Below are 19,658 nucleotides of genomic sequence, written 5' to 3'. Positions count from 1 at the left end.
TATCATCCTAAAAGGACTGACAACTTAAATAACAGACATAAGAATAGATTCATCATTTTATGCTATATGAAAAAGCATCAGCATACACACTTACAAAACTTTAATTTTGTAACGGGAGCATAATCAAAACAGATTACGGGAGAGAATATGGAAGATCATCTTAAAGAAGCTCTTGAAATCGTAAAAGCACAGGCCAGCGTAAGAACCATGACCGAGGAAGAAATCACTTCCATGGTTCAAAAGCTGGCATCTGGAATCAAAAAAATAAGCGAAGGGATGCTGGATAGCGGCTCCCCGGAACCGACACCTCCGGTCGACCCCAAGAAAGCTATTCGCGAAAAGAGCATCATTTGTCTGGAATCAGGAAAATCTTTCAAGGTGTTAACCAAGCGTCACCTTGCAAAATACGGCCTGACCCCTGAAGAATATCGCGAAAAATGGGGCTACGCTAAAAAAACCCCGCTGGTCTGTAAGTCCCTGCAGCGCGAACGGCGCAAGAAGATGAAGGAAATGAAACTCTGGGAAAAGCGCAAAAAGAGCTAAATAACGGTTCAGCTGATCCAAAAAATCCCGGCATTTCAATTATGAAATACCGGGATTTTTTTGTGTCTGACTTAAAACTTTTCCGAAGGCGGTTGGTAATAGAACTCAACTCTACGGTTGATGGCCCTGTTCCGGTTAGAGGTATTGGGAACCAAAGGCTTGGTCCCGGCGTACCCCACAGCCTTTACACGCTTTGATGAAACCCCGGATTTCTTAAGAATGTAGCGCAGGCATGAGGCAGCCCTTGCAGCGGAAAGCTCCCAGTTGGAGCTGTAGATATTATTTTTTGTTGCCCGATCATCGGTATGTCCACGAACGACCAGATTAAAATTTTTCTTCTTCATAATCCCGGCCACCTTATCAAGCAATTTCGTGGCTCTGGGATTGATTGTTGCCGTTCCGGGTAGAAAGATGGCTCTAGTGGGAACCCTGACCAGAACACCCTGCTGATCGGTATTCACCGCCATAAGCTTCTGCAGTTTACCGGCAGATATAAATGCCCTGATGTCCACTTCCAGAGCTTCCATCTTCTTCTTGGCCTTGGCACTCGTGGAACTTGCAACATGGGGCGATTTTGAAAACGCCATATGTTTCCCGGTGCGGTCCTGAGTCTGAACACCAAAAGCGTCCTTCATGGAACCTTTCAAGGTCTCAAAGTTCGCGACATCCTGGTTTGCAAAGGAAAGCAGCAGAACAAAAAAGCACAGCAGAAGCGTAACCATGTCCGCAAAGGTGGCCATCCATGGCGGCAGCCCCTCTTCCGGCGGAGGCTCAGTTGGAGCCTTGGCTTCAATATATATTATTTCTTCTTTCGGTGGCACTAAAATACACTCCAGGAAACCGTTTCAGATAATCTGATAGCGGCAACCCGCACTTATTGCAAATTTGAGTAAGTCCTAACCCAGCATACGTCTTATTTCGCTGACCATGACCTCACATGTGGGCAAAGGCTTCAAAAATATGGAATTCGAAACACTGGGAACTTCTGCAAGGTCAACCGGGATACTGAATTCAGGAGAACCGGTATAGATTACAAACTTCAGCTCCGGCCATCTCTGACGGGCTTCATTGATGAAGTCAGTACCATTCATTCCCGGCAGTCTCAAATCCACCACGACCAAGTCCACTTTCTGTCCATTAAGAAAGCTCAAGGCTTCTTCGGAACTACCGGCTTCGTAGACATCAAAGTCCTCATCTTCAAGCCCTATGGCAAGACTTTCCCTTACATGAACATCATCATCAAGAACAAGTATTGAGTGTGACATCGACTAAGCCTCCTGCCCTGAGACTGGAATCTTAATTCCGAAACGGGTCCAACTGCCCGGAACCGAATCAACTTCCATAAAACCGTTATGCTGATCAGTTATTATAAAATAGGAAACCGACAATCCCAGTCCGGTCCCCTGTCCGACATTCTTAGTAGAAAAAAAAGGCTCAAAAACCCTTTTGCGCACGTCTTCAGACATACCCGGACCGTTGTCTTCAACTTCCACAACAGCCATTCCACCTTCCTTCTTCAATCTTATGACAAAACAAGGACTCCCATCAACATAATCCTTTTCCATCATAGCCTGTGCGCCGTTCTTCAACAGATTAAGGAAAACCTGCTGAATCTCGTTTTCCTCACAGACAACTTCTGAAAGATCGGGACTGTACTCCTTTATAATATCTATTTTCCTAAAGTCATACTCACGCTTGAGATCATAATCATTAGCGGCAAGCTCTAGCGTGCTGTTCATCAATTCAGCAAGATTGCATCCGGAAAACTCTCTTTTGCTCTTACGGCTGAAACGGAGCATGTTGCTGACAATGGTCGCCGCCCTGTTGCATGAATCTGAAATACCGTTGAGCATCCTCGGAATCTCCCGGCGAGATAAGTAGTCACGCATATTTTCAAGGTCAACATTACATTCTTCAGCTGTTCGACGGTTATTATCCAAATCCTTGTAAATACGATTGAGAATATTCTGGGAATTACCGGATATCGCCGCAAGCGGGTTATTAATCTCATGAGCCATCCCGGCCGCCAAACCGCCGACGGACATCATTTTCTCTGTCTGGATCATCATCTGCTCCAGATTGCAACGCTCGGTAACATCATCAATCTGGATCACCGCCCCTTCCACGCCGTTGGCTATTAAGGGATAGATGGTCACATCCTCATAGCAGACCCCCTTCTCATCCTGTCGGGACTGCCGTTCCTCGCTACGGGGAGTGCGGGTCTTTATGCTTTCCTTGATCTTCTCCATCTCGGAAGCCATACGCGGAAATACCGAAGCCAAAGCTTTTCCCTGCGCGGCATCAGCGGGAACACCCGTTACTTTTTCAGCGGTCATATTCCATTGCGTAACCAGCCCCTCGGCATCAACACCGACAAGGATTGAAGGCATGGAATCAATAGTATTTGAAAGATAGTTCTGTAACTTGCGCAATTCTTCCTGCTGACGGTACTCATCGGAGACATCCCTGAACACAAGGACTGTTCCGGACATTTCCCCGGTATCATCAAAAACCGGAGCAGCAGAATCGGCAATCTGGAATCGTTCTCCAGTTCTGGAAATAAGAGTAGTATGATTTGCAAGACCTACGACGGCCCTTGATTTCAAGACCTTATCCACCGGATTAACAATCGGGTGCTGGGTGGCGGAATTGATAATTTTAAAGACTTCAGTCAGAGCAAGCCCATTGGCTTCCTGAACGGTCCAACCGGTAAGCTGCTCGGCTACCGGGTTCATGCGTGTAACCATGCCCGCAGCATCTGTGGCGATAACCGCGTCACCAATGGAATTAAATATAGTCTTCAGCTTCTGCTCACTCTCACAGGCTCTACGGCCTGAACTTGCCTGCTTGTCATACAGATAGGAAACAACCGCACCACTAAGCAGCAGGGAACTGACCAGAACAAAGCGAGAAAACAATTCCTTGGGATCATCCACAGGAAAGACCAGGGAGACAAAGCTGTCAGAATTCGGATTAAACCAAATGAATTCAAAAAAGACCTCTACAAGCCAGAGGGAAACACTGCCCAAAGCAAACATAAACAGCAGATATTTTCCGGAAATAACTCTACTATTCATGGTTAACCCTGCTTTCATGCCATGCTAAATATGGAACGGCAGCATACCAGACCGGCATGGACAACACCCCCACACTACTTAATACAAGCCAGTTCAGATCTGAGCCCAGCCAACTGGCCGCCACAGCTGGATTTTCTATTAAAACACGCCCGCTATCAGACATTACTACTCCTAAAAACACATCAGTAACGAGGATTAAATATAATCCTAACAAAACTTTTTTTCATCCTTTAATTATAAATATCCCTAAAATATCTTTTTCATTTAACAATAAAAAAGCGGAGGTAGAACACCTCCGCCCGTAAAATAATTTTTTGCATCTTGCTGTTTAGGCCAGAGCGTCGTCCGGACTCACGCAATCAATGCCAAAAGCTTCACCGACTGCTGCGTAGGTAAGCTTACCGCCCATTGTGTTCAGGCCGAGCTTAAGGACAGGGTTATCGCGCAGGGCATCAAGCCCCTTATCCGCAAGCTGCAAGGCGTATGGCAGGGTCTGGTTTACAAGGGCAAAAGTCGAAGTTCTGGGAACCGCGCCGGGCATGTTTGCCACACCATAGTGCACAACACCGTCTACAACATAAGTTGGATCACTATGAGTAGTTGGCTTAATGGTTTCAACACAGCCACCCTGGTCAACAGCAACATCGACAATTACAGCCCCTTCCTTCATAGTGGAAAGCATATCGCGGGTAACCAGATTCGGAGCCTTGGCACCGGGGATAAGCACCGCGCCGATTACAAGATCAGCCTCTGCAACACCAGCCCTGATATTAGGTTCAGTGGAAGTCATGGTGGTCACCCGGCCATTGAAAATATCATCCAGATACTGAAGGCGGGCATGGTTTACATCGAAGATAGTCACTTTAGCACCCATGCCGGATGCAATTTTAGCCGCATTGGTTCCGACCACGCCGCCACCGATAACCATAACCTTAGCCGGGGCCACACCGGGAACTCCGCCGAGCAGCACACCGCGGCCACCCTTCGTTTTTTCAAGGTGTAAGGCTCCTTCCTGAGCAGCCAGACGCCCGGCGACTTCACTCATAGGGGTCAGCAGAGGCAGGGAGCCGTCAGGAAGCTGCACGGTTTCATAAGCAACCCCGATGGTGCCTGAATCAAGCAGTACTTTAGTCAACGGTTCGTCAGCAGCGAGATGCAGATAAGTGAACAGCAGGAGATCTTCACGAAGATACTTGTATTCAGAGGCAATAGGTTCCTTGACCTTGATGACCATTTCAGCCGCCCAAGCGTCATCCACAGAACCGATTTTTGCGCCTGCATCAATATATTCTTCATCGGAAAGGCCGGACCCCAGTCCTGCACCTTTTTCCACCACAACGGCGTGGCCGCGGCGGACAAGTGTTTCCACGCCGCCGGGGGTCATGGAAACACGATTTTCCATGGTTTTAACCTCTTTAGGGATACCGATAAGCATTTCGTCAACTCCTGCTGATAAAAAGTTGTAGGATAAATAAAGATGGAACAATCTAACGCAACTGCAACTTTCTTAGCAACGAGAAATACGAACAAAATACACTTTTTTTAGTAAGGACAAGACCATTTTTCTGTTTTAATCTAAACTGACAAACTCAAAAAACCAAAACACAACTGGGATACAGAAAGGATTACCCCAATGCCCATCTCCCCAAATAACATTCCGACTATTCTTATTGTTGACGATGAGCCGTTCAATCTGGAATTCCTTGAAATTGTCTTACGCCAGCAGGGTTACAACATTCTCACTGCAACCAACGGACGGTCCGGGCGGGAACTGGCAGAACAAGAGCAGCCCGACCTCATCCTGCTGGACATCATGATGCCGGGTGAAACCGGCTTTGAATGCGCAACAGTACTCAGGCTCTCGCCTGAAACAGCGGAAATACCCTTAATCTTCCTTAGCGCGCTGGATGATGAGGGCAACACAACCAAGGGTTACGATACAGGTGCTGTTGATTTTATTGTAAAGCCGTTTGTCTACAAAGACGTGATCAACCGCATCAGACTGCACCTGAAGCTCAATATCTGCGATAAATTTTTAAACAACAGGCAAATCAGGCCCGAAGTACCGCCACCTGCACAAATACCTTTTCCGGAAAAAGGCGCGCGGACCATATCCCATTCCCGCCCGACTCCCTGCGGCTCTGCCGTACATCAGGCAATAGTAATGGGAACAGAGGATGAAGGACACCTGCTTATAAACTGCCCCGAATCCTGCACAAATGAGATACAAAACCACATCCGTTCTGTTCTGGCGGCCAACAGCGGCCCACTGTTCAAACCGTCTGAAACCTTGCGCAACATCGGGCTGCAACTGAAGTCGCTAAACATGAGCAAAGAGGTCTTTTCCGCAAGCTATCTGCATATCAACCGCGAGCATGGAATCCTGACTGTGGTCAATGCCGGAGCCTTACCGCTTATTTTCATGAACAAGAACAGGACACATTTCCTGATTGAACGGCAAAGCGGCGACCTCGGAACCCTCGGGCTGGGCCTGCTGCCCTGCTCCAGCTATACGCTGGAACCGGGCGACCGCGTTTTCATGACCAGCCGGGGTATGCTTGACTCTTTCCTTATGGAAGGCGAAGGAATTCGTGAACTTCTGGAATCATGCCGCCGCCATGCCGGGGAAAATCTGGAAACAGCATGCCGCATGTCCATGGAAGATCTCCTGCGTTTCGGGGAAGCGGACGGAATTCTGGTGGGGGTTGAAGGATAAGAAAAACCCCGGCGCACAATGCACCGGGGGGGAGAGAGAACCGAGTTATCCGGTCCTTATTACTTAACTGAACCGACGGGGTATTTAGCACCTTTCCATGCGAAAATGCCACCGGGGTATCTCTTAACGTTGGTGTAGCCGAGTTTTTTGGCCCATGCAGCACCGTTGTGGCTGCGGGTACATTTTACAAATCCGCAGTAGATTACGATAAGCTTGTCTTTGTCAGGACCGAGCATTTCAATGAACTGCTCTTTGGTCTTGCCGTCGGTTTCCTTCACGTCCCACTCAACCATGTCGGGAATGGGGAAAAGAAACTGCTTTGCGCCGGGAACGTGCTCTTTCTTGTAGCTTGCTTCATACGGCATGGTATCGATAATGACCATATCCTCTTTCTTGTCCTGCAGAGCTTTCAGTTCAGGGGTAGTGATAATGTCATATCCACCACGCTGTACTTCTTTAAGCAGTTTAACTGCGCCTTTTTCTTTTTCAACTTCCTGCGCAAACTTGTCAGCGCCGAGACAGCCGGTCATAGCCAGCATCAGCGCACACAGAGCAGCGACCAGAGAAATATTCTTAAACATCTTCATTCCATCATCCTCCAAATTTCAAATTGAGTTCTACCGGGTAGCAAACATTGGAATTGGGACCGACCGGGCACGATACCCTTTCACCCGGCGCAGCAAATACAGATATCCACATCCGGCAAGGAGAAAAGCATCACGCAGCAAGGCTTCGCGCAGAGAGTGATAGGCCTCGCCTTCCGGGTCACCGGGCGCGAAACAACCGCAATCAACATCAAGCCCCATGTTGATGCCATGAGCCAGAACTGCCATAAAAACCAGCAACAGGATTGAATAAGACGAAAGAGAACCTTTTACGTCCCAGACCAAACCTGCGGCAATTAAAATCTCCGCCAGCGGCAGTACCAGTGCCGCGACGTAGTTTAATTGCGCGGGCAGCAGTCCATAGCCGCTGATGACCGTGGCAAAGCCCTGCACATCCAACAACTTTCCAGCGCCCGCATACACAAATACGGCAGCCAGAATGCATCGGATTATGAAATAGACTTGTTTGGACATCAATTTCTCAAGCATAGCAACACCCGTTTATAAAGTTTAATGGGTCAGGATTACATGCAATTTAATCACAAGATCAAATAGTTAAAGCCAATCGCAACACAATCATCTTATCTGCTTTTTCGATACCAACAATTAGCGGACAAAATACCCTTTGCAAAATCCAATACTTATAGCGTAGTGTTTTACGGATATTTCAAGTTTTAATAGGAAAAACATTTATGACCAATTCAAAAGACGACCAAAGTCAGCATGCAATGCATAATAAAAGCGTTCACGATCAACCGGATAAAGTAGTGGAACCAGAAGAAGCACTCCCGGAGATCAATAAAGAAGAACTCCCCCCATCCATACTGAACGCCCTTGATAAAGCGGGCTGGGAAACACTTACCCCGGTCCAATCCAAATCTCTCCCCTACCAGCTTTCAAACCGAGACCTCATGGTGCAGGCCAAGACAGGAAGCGGCAAAACAGGTGCCTTTGTCCTGCCCCTTCTGGAAAAGCTCGACCCAAATATCAACTACACTCAGGCATTAATCCTTGTACCCACCCGCGAACTTGCCCGACAGGTTGAGCGCGAAGCTGAAAGAATTTTCGAAGGTTCCGGCCTGCGAGTTCTATCTGTCTACGGCGGTGTCGGCTACGGTCACCAGCGCGAAGAGCTGGAAAAAGGAGCGCACATGGTTGTTGGTACACCGGGCAGGATTCTCGACCACCTGCTGAAGCGTACCTTCGATCTTGAAGACCTTGAAACCCTGATCTTCGACGAAGCAGACCGCATGCTTTCCATCGGATTCTATCCGGACATGCGTGAGGTCAAATCCTACCTGCCGCGCAGACCTATTTCCACCTACATGTTCTCGGCAACTTTCCCCGAGCATGTCATCCGCCTTTCCAAAGAATTCATGTACAAACCGCAGTTGCTCAGCCTGAGCAGCAAGCAGGTGCATGTTACCGAGATCGACCACGCATACTACGAAGTTCCCTCCATGGGTAAGGAACGCCAGCTCATGCGTATCCTTGAGACGGAAAACCCCACCTCAGCTATTATTTTCTGTAACACCAAGGCCAACGTTGAATTCGTGGCCGCCGTGCTCAACAACTTCGGCTTCAATGCCGCAGACCTGACCTCGGATCTTTCCCAGTCCAGGCGCGAACGGGTGCTGGCCCAGCTGCGCAGCGGTGAAATACGCTTCCTCGTTGCCACCGACATTGCCGCCCGCGGCATCGACGTTCCGGACCTCTCCCACGTGCTTATGTACGAACCTCCGGAAGACAAGGAATCCTACATCCACCGCGCCGGACGTACCGGACGTGCAGGTTCCTCCGGTGTGGCAATCTCTCTCGTTGACGTTATCCAGAAAATCGAACTGCAGCGCATCGCCACGGCCTACAACATCAACTTTGAAGTCCGTGAACTTCCTGATGACAAGCAGGTACTCGAAACCATCAATGAAAGACTGACCACTATTCTTGAAGGCCGTTTCCGCGCCAAAACCATCCTTGAAAGGGAACGCATCAGACGCTATAAAGATCTGGTCCGCCAACTGGCTGAGGATGACGAACAATGCATCCTCGTCGGCATGCTTCTGGACGAACTGTACCAGAAATCCCTGCACGCCCGAGCAGAGCAGCCCCCGGCTCCCAGACCAAGACCTCAGCAAAAACCCCGCCCCCGTAAAAACAATTATCGTGGCAAGCCGAAAGGCGGACGTCCTCAGAATAAGGGCCGCAGCGGGAATTCCAATAAAAACCGAAGATAGAAAAGTGGAGAATTAAAATGAAACTTCTTTCAACTCAAGTGGAAGGATACATTGAACGTTCATCCTGGATTCGCAAAATGTTCGAAACAGGCATAGAACTTAAGAAAAAATACGGTGAAGACGCTGTATGCGACTTTTCACTGGGCAACCCAGACGTTCCTGCCCCCGCTGCTGTAGGTGAAGGACTCAGAGAGCTGGCCGAGACAGCGGACAAGCCCTTCGCTTTCGGCTACATGCCCAACTTCGGCTACCCCTCCCTGCGCGAAAAGCTGGCCAAGACTGTTTCCGAGGAGCAGGGCGTAAAAGTTGCCGGTTCCGACCTGATAATCACCTGTGGTGCAGCCGGGGCAATCAACGCTCTCTACCGTGCAATCCTCGAACCTGGCGACCAGATCCTCTGCCCCGCTCCCTTCTTCGTAGAATACGGCTTCTACGCCCAGAACTCCGGCGGCGAACTGGTAACCGTACCTTCCAAACCGCTGACTTTTGAACTGGACCTCAACGCCATTGAAGCTGCGATCAATGAGAAGACCCGCGTGCTGCTCATCAACTCTCCCAACAACCCCACCGGGGCTGTCTACACCAAGGAAGAGCTTGAAGGACTGGCCGCAATTCTCAATAAAGCAAATGAAGGCCGCGAACGCCCCATCTTCCTCGTTGCTGACGAACCTTACAGGTTCCTCGCATTCGACGGTGTAGATGTGCCTTCCATCCTTCCGCTCTACCCCTACAGCATCGTGGTCAGCTCCTTTTCCAAGAACCTTTCCCTTGCCGGAGAGCGTATCGGCTACGCACTGCTCAACCCGGAAATGCCGGGCAAGGAACAGCTCCTCTCCGGACTGGTGCTCACCAACCGTATCCTCGGTTTTGTTAACGCACCCGCAGTAGGCCAGAAGCTGCTCGAAAAGGCCCTCGGCTCTCAGGTAGACAAAAACATCTACCTTGAACGCCGTAACGCAATGGATTCCGTACTCAAAGATGCCGGATATTCATATACCATGCCCAAAGGGGCCTTCTACTTCTTCCCTGAAGCTCCCGGTGGCGATGATGTAAAATTCTGCGCAGCACTGCAGGAAGAAAGAATCCTCGCCGTACCCGGCACAGGATTCGGGTTCCCCGGCTACTTCCGCCTCGCCTTCTGCGTCGGAACCGAAGTCATCGAACGCTCTCGCGAAGGCTTTAAAAAAGCTCTCGAGCCTTTTAAATAGAGGCTGCGCTCCTATAGTCTTCAACGACACCCTGCTTTTTAAAAGCAGGGTGTTTTTTTTGGCATTTGACTTTTTATAAGCAACATGTCACCAGTGGTGACATGAAGAACACAAAAGATCGGGAACAAACTGCAAACCGTATTATTGAAGCAGTGGGAGAAGTACTTGCCCGTGACGGGTCAAAAGGCTTGGGCATCAACAATATCGCCAAACAAGCCGGGGTGGATAAGGTATTGATCTACCGTTACTTCGGAAACCTGCCAGAACTGGTGAGAGCATTCGGAACAACGGGAAAATACTGGCCCTCTCCAGAGGAATTGATGGAAAGCACTGAGCAGTGGGAAGGGTTGGATGCTCATGAAGCATTGCATCAATTTTTCAAAAATTATGTACGAGCCATGCGTTCTCGCCCACTTACACTGGAAATTATGGCTTGGGAGCATGTTTCTACAACGGACGAAGTCAGCTGTCTTGAAGACATTCGAATCAGGACAGCCTTGGAATGCTTTGAACGCATGTCTCTTGAAACAAATGAAGAATGCGATCTGACAACAGTAGTCGTCATGATATTTTCCGCAATAAACTCCCTGCTGGTTAAATCCATGAAGCCGGGAAGTTATGGCGGTTTGAACTTATCCCAAGACATTACATGGCAACGCATCGATTCAGTAATCGCGGGAATGCTGCGGGGTGCTGTCCCCGTAAATCAATAAGGAGAGCTAGAGATGAAAACCCATGAACAGGCAGTTAGGGCATTAATGGGCGGGTCTTCATGCGCACAGGCCGTCCTTGAGGCTTTGGGCGAACAATATGGCATTGGTTCAGACTTAGCAAAAAAACTAACTGCCGGATTTGGAGGAGGATTTGCTTCCGGGCTTACCTGCGGAGCCGTTTCAGGAGGATGCATAGCACTGGGGCTGGCCCTAGGCTCCAGCGACACTTCAGACAGCTTCTCGCGAGACCGGACATATTGTGCCGTACAGGAATTACTTGCCCGCTTCGCGGAAAAAAACCATTCCCATCAATGCTCAGAGCTGCTGCGTCTAAATGGTCAGGAGATAAAAACACTCGAAGGTAAAAAGAAATTACGTGAAAGCCGGCTATGTCTCAAATTTGTTACTGACACCATCGAGTGCATTGAACAAATCATAAAAGAAGAAAAGGCCAGCTGAAACAAATTCAAACTGACCTTTGACTATCACGCAACGAGCAATAGTTTATTAAAACTTATATCTCAAATTGAAAAATGCGCCGAAAGCTGCTTCCTGATCTTCTGATCCGAACTTGTCTCCGCTCTTGTCGAAGAACTTGGTCTCACGTGAAAAAACGTATTCAGGCCCGATGGAGATTGAGCAATTTTTGGTTGCTTTGTAATCATAGTAGAGACCTGCTTTCATGCTGCTGGTTTCAACATATCCGGCACCGGACACTGCACTGTCATCTTTCAAACGGTAGGTTTTACCGTCAAAGTTGAACGCTGCACGCAGTGTGGAAGCTTCATCAAAGGAGTAGCCGACTTCAGTAGCGGGCATACCGACATTCATGAAATATCCGGAACCGTCTTCAGCGTAGTCAGTGAAGTTGATACCGAAGTACGGCATGGCAGAATAGCGGATGCTGTTGGCAAAGCCGCGTACACCGATGAGCGCCTTCCAATTTTCATTGAAAACATAACCGATGTGTCCACGTACAGCTCCACCAAAAGAGTCTTCCATTTCTTCTTCGAAAGCGGAAGTTCCGGTGATGCCTGCACCATAAAACCAGTCCTTATTAATCATGCCGTTCAGAGAATATCCCAAGCTCAGACGATGCAGGGCATTCCAGGGATCATCCTTTTTATTACCGAAGCTGAGCTGGTCAACGTTATCCCATGAGTAGTACTGCCCTTCATAGCTCAGAGAAAAATCACCGGCTCTTAAGCGGACCTGTCCCCCGGCAACGCTGGAAGAACCGTCACTGTCTTTGTAGTCAGCATCAGAAATATATTTTCCGGTAGCGCGTATGGACACGGGTTCGAACATTGAACGCTCTCCTGCAAAGGCAGTGCTAGCGAAACAGATCAACAACAAGGTCAGATATGTATAGGTAAACTTTTTAGACAAAGTCACACTCCTTATAGAGTTAGCAACACAATAAGACAAAAGACTCTTAGCAGATCATCCCCAGTCTTGGAAAGGGAATATAATATTTTTACGCACTCGTGGGTCAATAAATATTAAAAACCACTATATATTTATTAAATACTGCCAATAACAGCAAGCACTCTTTCTCCCGCTGCCGCAGTACTCGCGCAGCACACAAGCAGTACTGCAAGTATTGCGTTGGTAATTCGATTCATCATAAAACTGCTCCTCCCAATAAATTAATTTTAATTGATAAGCAGAAATAACGCAGACTGCGTGAACAAATTGTAATAGCTTTGTGAATTATCTGTGAACGACCCGCGTGGAACTGAAATCAATAGATACCAGAGTGCCACCCCCGGTGCGTCTGCTGATGGATAAAAGCCAACCGAAGCGGTCACACAGCCTTTGAACGATGGACAGCCCCAGCCCGAAACCACTGCTATTATCACCCTTTGTGTAAGGGATTGAAAGGCTTTCCATCATTTCTTCGGAAATCCCCACCCCGGTATCCCAGACCGTGACCACCGAATCCTTAAGACTGACACCGACAGTACCGTTTGCGGTAAAATTAAACGCATTATTAAGCAGATTGGTAAGGACTATGGAAAAAGCCCGTTCCGGCGCGTTGTTGCTATCGCCATCTTCCAACTCAAGCTGCAGGGTAATTTTTTTGCTCTCGGCAAGCGGCGATAGACTTTGCACCACTTTTTCCACGGCCATCTCAATACTGAACGGAGTTCCTGCAACCTGCCTGTTCTTCTCTCTTGCGATCCAAAGCAGGGTTTCAATGGTCTCTTCCATATCTGCCACGGAACGTTCAATACGGCTGAGCGGCTTATTCATTTCCGACTGGGCTGATTCAGGAGACAAACGGATAAGCTCCAGTGCACCTTTGATAACACTAAGGGGAGTGCGCAATTCATGGCTGGCATCTCTGGAAAATTCCTTCTCCCTTTTGATAAATAATCGTACTCTTTTAAATGAATTTTGAATGCTGGAAGCCAGCAGACCTATTTCATCTTTACGCTTTGATTCATCAAAAGTCCGCTCCAAATCATCCGGCCCGTAGGACTGAAGCTTTGCACTGAGAGAATCAAGAGGCCGGAATACAACCTTACCAACAACAACTACCAGCAACACCCCTAACAACGATGTTAACAGAAAGAACATGAACTGAATGCTTTTAAAGAGGATAGAGCTGTTTCCCTCGGTAATAACAAAAGAACTATCGAAAATGAGATATAATCTTCTGTTACCCTCAGGGTAAGTCTGCAATAATATATTGTGTGAATCCGGTCCCGGAATAGCTCCCGGTCCGCAGGTCTCATAACTACCGTCTTGCAGTGCAGAGAGAGTCTCCCTGAACACATCCGGAATTTGAGCAGGATCATTTACTGCTGTTAAATAACGCATGCTCGGCAGGCAGGCTTCTTGATCCTGCGCATAGCGATTGAAATAAGCTTCTGCCTCATAACGCAATATATTGTTTATAACATCATCTTCAGTGACCCGGGCCGCCCCTGATTGGGATAGCCAGTATAAAGCCAGCATGATCACCAGCGAAATGCTGTAAAACAAGATTGCTTTAAAGCGCAGGCTGTTAAGCTTCATCCTGAACCGCCAGCCTGAAACCCACGCCATGCACTGTTTTGATCATGGGATAAGGATAATTTTTGTCTATTTTAAGCCGGAGTTTATAAATATGACTGCGCAGGGAATCGCTGTCCGGCAAGTCTTCGCCCCAGATGGAAAACTCCATGTCCCGGCGGGAAAGCACATTGGGATATACTTTCATGAGTTCCTGCAAAATCTGAAAACAGACCCTGTTCAGTTCGATTTCATTGCCCGCCCTGTTAACTGACATAGTTCCGCTATTCAGCTCCAGATCCCCGACCCGGAGCTGTGGATTGGTCCGCCCGCGTCTGCGCAGGGTGACGGCATCTAGCCGGGCACTAAGTTCTTCCAGAGCAAAAGGTTTGACCAGATAATCATCTGCCCCGGCCTCGAAACCGGATAATTTATCCTGCAGAGTATCAAGAGCGGTCAGCAGCAGTATGGCCGGTTGGGAAATGGATTTCTCACGGATATGGGAGCAGACATTCAATCCATCCATACCGGGCATCATCACATCAAGAACAACCGCATCATAATTTTCCGAAACAGCCAGATGCAGCCCGACCAACCCGTCCGGGGCATAATCCACAACATGCCCCAGAGCCTCAAGGTAATCACATAAATTCTCCGCAAGGTCATGATGGTCTTCAACAACCAATACTTTTAACGGCGTCATTTCAATCTCCCGGTCCTGAAAATCAATCACGGATTATCTAACCCATACAGCCTTGATTCAAAAAAGACGAGTACACGTATGGCCGCTCATTAGCCGGAGAGGTGTGAAATATATGTGACTGCTGCGGACTACCCGGCCAGACCTTTCAAGCGCAACTCGCGGTCCACAAACTGGCTCAGCACGAGGGAGACAAGAGCCATCCCTGCCGCGCCCAGAAAGACGATACGGTAATCCTGCATCCAGGCAATACCACCCAGTGCGGGCACAAAGACAGCCGCAATGTGATTGATGGTGAAGCTGACCGCCATGCTAGGTGCAATATCCGGCTTATCCGCGATTTTCTGGAAGAAGGTCTTGATAGCCATGGTGAAGTTGAAAAAAATGTTATCCAGAACGTAGAGAGCCGCCGCCACTAAAGGGCTGTCAGTGTAGGCATAGGCGGTGAAAATGAAGAACAGGCTGACATACTCAAGGGTCAGCACCTTGCGTTCACCGAACTTGTTGACACACTTGGCGATGACCGGGTTCACGAAGTAGTTGATGACGTTGTTTACCACGAACAGGATGGCGATATGCTGCAAGGAAAAACCAAACTTCTTAACCAGCAGGAAAACCGCGAAAGCCACGAAAATCTGTCTGCGCGCCCCGGCAATGAATGTCAGTGCATAGAAAAGCCAGTACTTGGAGCGAAAAATCATCTTTTTATGCTGCGGCGGCAGATCAGGAGATGAAGGATCGCGGGTCAGGCAGTACATCCCGGCCAGCACTGCGAACATGCCCGCGCCAATGAAAATTTCCTTATAACCCATGAACCCCGAAATGGAGATAACCACGACTCCCACACAGATATTTGTTGCTGCCGCAAGGCTGCGCAAACGGCCCATGACCAACGGCGCTTCAGTGTAGCCGAAATATTGCAGGGTTAGGGACTGGTTCAGGGTTTCGTAATAATGGAAACCGAAAGACATGAGCAGGGTTGTAAAAGCAAGCCCGGCATATGAAGGCATGAACCCGGTCAGACAGATGCCGCCCCCCATGACAATTACCGACAGCGCAGCGAGTCGATGCTCCTTGATGAACATGAGCACGTAGATTACAAGCAGGGCAAGGAAGCCCGGAATTTCCCGGATGGAACCGATCATACCGAACTCACCGCCATCCAGACCGGCTACCTCCACGGCAAAGTTGTTGAGCAGAGTCCGCCAGCCCTGAAAACCGACAGTGGTGGCAATGGTCAGAACAAGCAGGAAGATATACATCTTACGGGAAGTGAAACTTTTTGTAGGCACGCCGTAGTCCTTAGGATTAATAACTTAAAATGGTGAGATTGTAATAAACGGGAACATAGACAGGGGATGCAAAAGTAATCCCCCATCAACCATAAAACAAGTCATATTTTCACAGGCATAAAATGGCAGACTTTCCTCCTCCGTACACAGTACGTGTCAGCCCGCGGGCAAAAAACATCATCATCAAACTCATCCCGGATAAAGGAATTGAGGTGGTTTTACCCAAAGGTGTGAACCGCAAAGATGTTCCCTATTTTCTTAAGAAGAGACAGGAATGGATTGAACGAAATATCCGCAAATTGAAGCTGAAAGGGCTATCGCTAACCCCGCCGGAGCTGGTCCTTCCTGATGAAATATGCTTTCCCGCCAGCGGAAAAACATATTTAATAAGCCGGGTCAAAAACCGCAAACCTTCTTTAAGCATGCGCCGCAATGTGGATAAATTGCTCATAAGCGGCAGCAAGTGGTCTCGAGAACAGGAACTTGAATTGCTCACCCGTTTCGTACGCAGCGAAGCCCGTGCTTTCCTTGTGCCGGAACTCAGAAAACTTTCAGCAGAACTGAACCTGCCCTTCAACAAGGTATTCATCCGTGCCCAGCGCAAACGCTGGGGCAGCTGCTCTGCCAAGGGCAATATCAATTTAAACATGAAGCTCATGTTCCTGCCCTATCGATTAGTCCGCTACGTACTCATCCATGAACTCTGCCACACTGTGCACCTCAACCATTCCGCAAAATACTGGCGGCTGGTCAAAATGGTAGAACCGGATGTGGAAAAGCGGGAAAAAGAGCTATCAGAGTCTGGAAGACTTGTTCCGGCATGGATCAATTTTTAATACTTATGCACTCCCTGTCCTTTACAAACGTCATTAAATGAATGAAGTTTGTATTTTAAAGAACATACAATTACACGGGCAACCATGTTTATATTTCTTATTAAGGATTCATAATGGAAATCAGCAGCAAGAAAGTCGGCGATGTATTGATTCTGGGTATTAAAGGCCGTCTGGACGCCCTCACCTCTACAGAGCTTGAAAATGAAATGTGCCAGCGCATTGAAGAAGGCGAGACCAAAATAGTATTTGATCTCGGAGATCTGGAGTACATTTCAAGTGCCGGACTACGCGCCATACTTTTTTGCGCCAAAAAACTTAAATCAATGGACGGAACTATTGCTTTTGCCAATATTACCGGAATGATCAGTGAAGTATTCGAAATTTCAGGTTTCGGTACCATGTTCAATATCTACAACTCCGCATTGACCGCAGCGGAAAAAATATCCTGACCCGCCATGTCCCGTTTTCTTACTACCCTGGCTTCTGCCTCGATTATCGCTATCAGTCTGGTTGCAGGTAATTCGCAAAACGCCGGTGCCGTATCAAAAAAAGAAGTCCGCGATATTATTAAAAATAATCCGCAACTTATCTTCGAAGCTCTGGAAGGGCATGAGGAGCAATTGTACGACCTCCTGCAGCTCGGCCTTGAAAAAAAGAAAAAGTCGCGGATCAGGAAAGGCAGACTCGAACAGCTGAAAAACCCGAAAGTTCCGGCACTGCACCCAGACCGCCCGGTTTGGGGCAATCCCACCGGAAAGATTCAAATAGTGGTTTTCTCTGATTTCCAAAGTGCCAGCTGCGCCAAAGCAGACAAAACTATCAGGAAACTTCTGCAAAATAATCCCGGAATCGGCTATCGCTACCGTCACAATCCGCTGGGACTGCACAAAATGTCCCTTCCAGCTGCCCGCTATTATGAAGCACTGGCCCTGCAGAGTCAGGACAAAGCCAAGAAGCTGAACAGGCTTATCCTGCAAAACAGAATAGCCATTAAAAAGTACGGCACTGCAAAGCTTGATGAACTTGCCAAGGCATGCGGCGCGGATATGGCCCAGCTTAAAAGGACTCTGAACTCTCCGCAGATCAAAGCGCGCATCAACGCAGACGTCAAAGAAGCGCGCAGATTCGGCTTTACCGCCTCCCCAGTATTTCTGGTTAATGGCGTGACCGTCACCGGAGCCGCACCGCTTGAAGAATTTGAAGAAGTCTTACAAATGATTCGCGAAAATTAATATTTTCCAACATTTTTTTGATCGTATTATTTTTTTAGCCCGAATAATGCTAAACGGCAGAATAATACTGGGCAGTAACACAATAGTAATATATCTTTTAAGACTCGCTGAAACTTCTAGCTGTTCTCAATATAAATAAATGTCACTAAACAACTCAGACATAAGACGGGTTTTCCTGCACACCGGCGATGCGTATATCGGCGTAAAACCGACCATTGTATCTACCGTACTCGGATCTTGTGTCGCTATATCCATGTTTTCTCCCCGCACCAGACAGGGTGCTATATGCCACGCTTTTTTACCTGCCCGTTCTGATATGAAAAATGTTAACGAGCCATCTTTGCAGATTTGCAGATATGTGGACACAGCCGTTACCCATTTGCTAAAGAGTATGAATCGTCTGGGGGTCAGAAAAAAAGAACTCGAAGTCAAACTCTTCGGAGGAGCAACCGGACTTACTTCTTCGCAGGTTAGGCCTTCCTGTGCACTGGGAATCGGCAACAAAAATGTTGATGCCGCCCTTAAGCATCTGAAAGAAGAAGGGCTTGAACCGCGCAGCATGGATGTAGGCGGCAATGTCGGCAGGAAACTCCTTTTCTGCACCTACACCGGAGATGTCTGGATCAAACGACTTGAGAAAAAAATGTTTTAATCTCCGCTAAGCGGGACCAACGCGACCATCATCATGAAGATAACCAACAAGCTTTCTTCCTTAGTACTTTTTCTCGTTCTTGCGTTTTTTTGTCTACCCGGATTGGCGACGGCAAACGGCACAATCTACCAATACTCAATCATCGACTCACTGCTTGCAGGAAACTATGACGGCGAGCTGAGCATCGCCAAACTGAAGAAACACGGCGATACCGGTCTAGGGACCTTCAACCGCCTTGACGGTGAAATGGTCTTCATTGACGGGGAAGTATACAAGATCACCGCCAAGGGAAATGCCGTCAGGATGAAGGATACCGAGAATACTCCTTTTGCCGCATCCGCATTTTTCAATACTGATAAAATTATCAAGCTTGATTCTGCGAAATCACTGGCAGGACTGAATAAAAAGCTTTCAGCGACCATAGGTTCCGCTAACCTTTTCTATGTAATCCGTATTGACGGCAAATTCAGCAAAATGAAAACCCGCAGTGTTCCGGCACAGACCAAACCTTATCCGCCGCTGGTAGATGTGGTTAAAGACCAGAGCATCTTCAGATTCAAGGATGTTGAAGGTTCTATGATCGGCATTAAAAGCCCTGCCTACGTCAAGGGAATCGGCGTGCCGGGATTCCACTGGCATTTCATTACCAAAGACCGCAAAGCCGGGGGACATGTCCTCGACTGCCTTTTCACCGATCTGGTCGCAAAAGTAGGTTCCTATAATAATTTTTTCCTACAATTACCGGAAACCAGAAGCTTTCTGGAAACCTCTTTCGATAAAGACAAAGAAAAAGAATTAAAAGCAGTGGAAAAAGATTCCAAGAAGAAGTAACATTGCCCCAAAACACCTG

22 protein-coding genes are annotated in these 19,658 nt (G+C 48.1%); 11 read left to right on the top strand and 11 right to left on the bottom strand.

The window, feature by feature from the left end:
* Positions 1–147: 147 nt before the first annotated feature.
* Positions 148–543: a Ros/MucR family transcriptional regulator gene (locus ACNI29_RS09800; RefSeq protein ID WP_419782027.1), complete on the top strand. Its 396-nt coding sequence runs from the start codon at positions 148–150 to the stop codon at positions 541–543.
* Positions 544–614: 71 nt separating this feature from the next.
* On the opposite strand, the gene ACNI29_RS09795 is transcribed toward ACNI29_RS09800, so the two are convergent.
* From ACNI29_RS09795 to ald, 5 genes are all read right to left on the bottom strand, one after another.
* On the bottom strand, positions 615–1,364 hold the full coding sequence (locus ACNI29_RS09795; RefSeq protein WP_419782026.1) for an OmpA/MotB family protein: 750 nt from the start codon (positions 1,362–1,364) through the stop codon (positions 615–617).
* Positions 1,365–1,439: 75 nt separating this feature from the next.
* On the bottom strand, positions 1,440–1,808 hold the full coding sequence (locus tag ACNI29_RS09790) for a response regulator (RefSeq protein ID WP_419782025.1): 369 nt from the start codon (positions 1,806–1,808) through the stop codon (positions 1,440–1,442).
* Between the two features lie 3 nt (positions 1,809–1,811).
* Positions 1,812–3,620: a two-component system sensor histidine kinase NtrB gene (locus ACNI29_RS09785; RefSeq protein WP_419782024.1), complete on the bottom strand. Its 1,809-nt coding sequence runs from the start codon at positions 3,618–3,620 to the stop codon at positions 1,812–1,814.
* Positions 3,613–3,783, bottom strand: a complete 171-nt coding sequence (locus ACNI29_RS09780) for a hypothetical protein (RefSeq protein ID WP_419782023.1) — start codon at positions 3,781–3,783, stop codon at positions 3,613–3,615. The genes ACNI29_RS09785 and ACNI29_RS09780 overlap by 8 nt, the downstream gene beginning before the upstream one ends.
* A 165-nt stretch (positions 3,784–3,948) precedes the next feature.
* Complete coding sequence (ald, locus tag ACNI29_RS09775; RefSeq protein ID WP_419782022.1) at positions 3,949–5,055, bottom strand: alanine dehydrogenase; 1,107 nt, start codon at positions 5,053–5,055, stop codon at positions 3,949–3,951.
* 198 nt (positions 5,056–5,253) lie between these two features.
* On the opposite strand from ald, the gene ACNI29_RS09770 reads away from it, so the two are divergent.
* Entirely contained in the window at positions 5,254–6,336 is a 1,083-nt protein-coding gene (locus ACNI29_RS09770; protein ID WP_419782021.1) for a response regulator, read from the top strand.
* A 59-nt stretch (positions 6,337–6,395) separates the two neighbouring features.
* On the opposite strand, the gene ACNI29_RS09765 is transcribed toward ACNI29_RS09770, so the two are convergent.
* Together ACNI29_RS09765 and ACNI29_RS09760 are read right to left on the bottom strand one after the other, a co-directional pair.
* A complete protein-coding gene (locus tag ACNI29_RS09765; protein WP_419782020.1) occupies positions 6,396–6,923 on the bottom strand; it encodes a rhodanese-like domain-containing protein in 528 nt (175 codons plus the stop codon).
* 30 nt (positions 6,924–6,953) lie between these two features.
* Positions 6,954–7,430, bottom strand: a complete 477-nt coding sequence (locus tag ACNI29_RS09760) for a MauE/DoxX family redox-associated membrane protein (RefSeq protein ID WP_419782019.1) — start codon at positions 7,428–7,430, stop codon at positions 6,954–6,956.
* 203 nt (positions 7,431–7,633) lie between these two features.
* On the opposite strand from ACNI29_RS09760, the gene ACNI29_RS09755 reads away from it, so the two are divergent.
* The 4 genes from ACNI29_RS09755 (at position 7,634) to ACNI29_RS09740 (ending at position 11,555) form a co-directional block, all read left to right on the top strand.
* Complete coding sequence (locus tag ACNI29_RS09755; protein WP_419782018.1) at positions 7,634–9,175, top strand: DEAD/DEAH box helicase; 1,542 nt, start codon at positions 7,634–7,636, stop codon at positions 9,173–9,175.
* A 17-nt stretch (positions 9,176–9,192) separates the two neighbouring features.
* Complete coding sequence (locus ACNI29_RS09750; RefSeq protein ID WP_419782017.1) at positions 9,193–10,383, top strand: pyridoxal phosphate-dependent aminotransferase; 1,191 nt, start codon at positions 9,193–9,195, stop codon at positions 10,381–10,383.
* A gap of 101 nt (positions 10,384–10,484) precedes the next feature.
* Entirely contained in the window at positions 10,485–11,096 is a 612-nt protein-coding gene (locus ACNI29_RS09745) for a TetR/AcrR family transcriptional regulator (protein WP_419782016.1), read from the top strand.
* Between the two features lie 12 nt (positions 11,097–11,108).
* Complete coding sequence (locus ACNI29_RS09740) at positions 11,109–11,555, top strand: C-GCAxxG-C-C family protein (RefSeq protein WP_419782015.1); 447 nt, start codon at positions 11,109–11,111, stop codon at positions 11,553–11,555.
* A gap of 48 nt (positions 11,556–11,603) precedes the next feature.
* Here the strand turns inward: ACNI29_RS09740 and ACNI29_RS09735 are convergent, their stop codons facing one another.
* From ACNI29_RS09735 to ACNI29_RS09720, 4 genes are all read right to left on the bottom strand, one after another.
* Positions 11,604–12,404: a DUF6268 family outer membrane beta-barrel protein gene (locus ACNI29_RS09735; RefSeq protein WP_419782014.1), complete on the bottom strand. Its 801-nt coding sequence runs from the start codon at positions 12,402–12,404 to the stop codon at positions 11,604–11,606.
* Between the two features lie 405 nt (positions 12,405–12,809).
* Positions 12,810–14,150, bottom strand: coding sequence for a sensor histidine kinase (locus tag ACNI29_RS09730; protein WP_419782013.1), 1,341 nt, complete (start codon positions 14,148–14,150; stop codon positions 12,810–12,812).
* Positions 14,110–14,799, bottom strand: a complete 690-nt coding sequence (locus tag ACNI29_RS09725) for a response regulator transcription factor (RefSeq protein ID WP_419782012.1) — start codon at positions 14,797–14,799, stop codon at positions 14,110–14,112. Before ACNI29_RS09725 ends, ACNI29_RS09730 begins: the two co-directional genes overlap by 41 nt.
* Positions 14,800–14,927: 128 nt before the next feature.
* A complete protein-coding gene (locus ACNI29_RS09720) occupies positions 14,928–16,088 on the bottom strand; it encodes an MFS transporter (protein WP_419782011.1) in 1,161 nt (386 codons plus the stop codon).
* Between the two features lie 122 nt (positions 16,089–16,210).
* Here ACNI29_RS09720 and ACNI29_RS09715 point away from each other — a divergent pair, with 122 nt between their 5' ends.
* From ACNI29_RS09715 to budA, 5 genes are all read left to right on the top strand, one after another.
* Positions 16,211–16,924 (top strand): M48 family metallopeptidase, encoded by a 714-nt coding sequence (locus ACNI29_RS09715; RefSeq protein ID WP_419782010.1) that lies wholly within the window; start codon positions 16,211–16,213, stop codon positions 16,922–16,924.
* 113 nt (positions 16,925–17,037) lie between these two features.
* Positions 17,038–17,373 (top strand): STAS domain-containing protein, encoded by a 336-nt coding sequence (locus ACNI29_RS09710; protein ID WP_419782009.1) that lies wholly within the window; start codon positions 17,038–17,040, stop codon positions 17,371–17,373.
* 6 nt (positions 17,374–17,379) lie between these two features.
* Positions 17,380–18,156 (top strand): DsbA family protein, encoded by a 777-nt coding sequence (locus ACNI29_RS09705; RefSeq protein ID WP_419782008.1) that lies wholly within the window; start codon positions 17,380–17,382, stop codon positions 18,154–18,156.
* Between the two features lie 139 nt (positions 18,157–18,295).
* Positions 18,296–18,808, top strand: coding sequence for a chemotaxis protein CheD (locus ACNI29_RS09700; protein ID WP_419782007.1), 513 nt, complete (start codon positions 18,296–18,298; stop codon positions 18,806–18,808).
* A 33-nt stretch (positions 18,809–18,841) separates the two neighbouring features.
* Entirely contained in the window at positions 18,842–19,639 is a 798-nt protein-coding gene (gene budA, locus ACNI29_RS09695) for an acetolactate decarboxylase (protein ID WP_419782006.1), read from the top strand.
* Positions 19,640–19,658: the final 19 nt, after the last annotated feature.

Source organism: Maridesulfovibrio spiralis (SeqCode) (genome assembly GCF_048571135.1).
Taxonomy (GTDB): domain Bacteria; phylum Desulfobacterota; class Desulfovibrionia; order Desulfovibrionales; family Desulfovibrionaceae; genus Maridesulfovibrio; species Maridesulfovibrio spiralis.
Note: the sequence above shows the minus strand (reverse complement) of the source record. Positions and strands in the feature narration are given on the sequence as shown.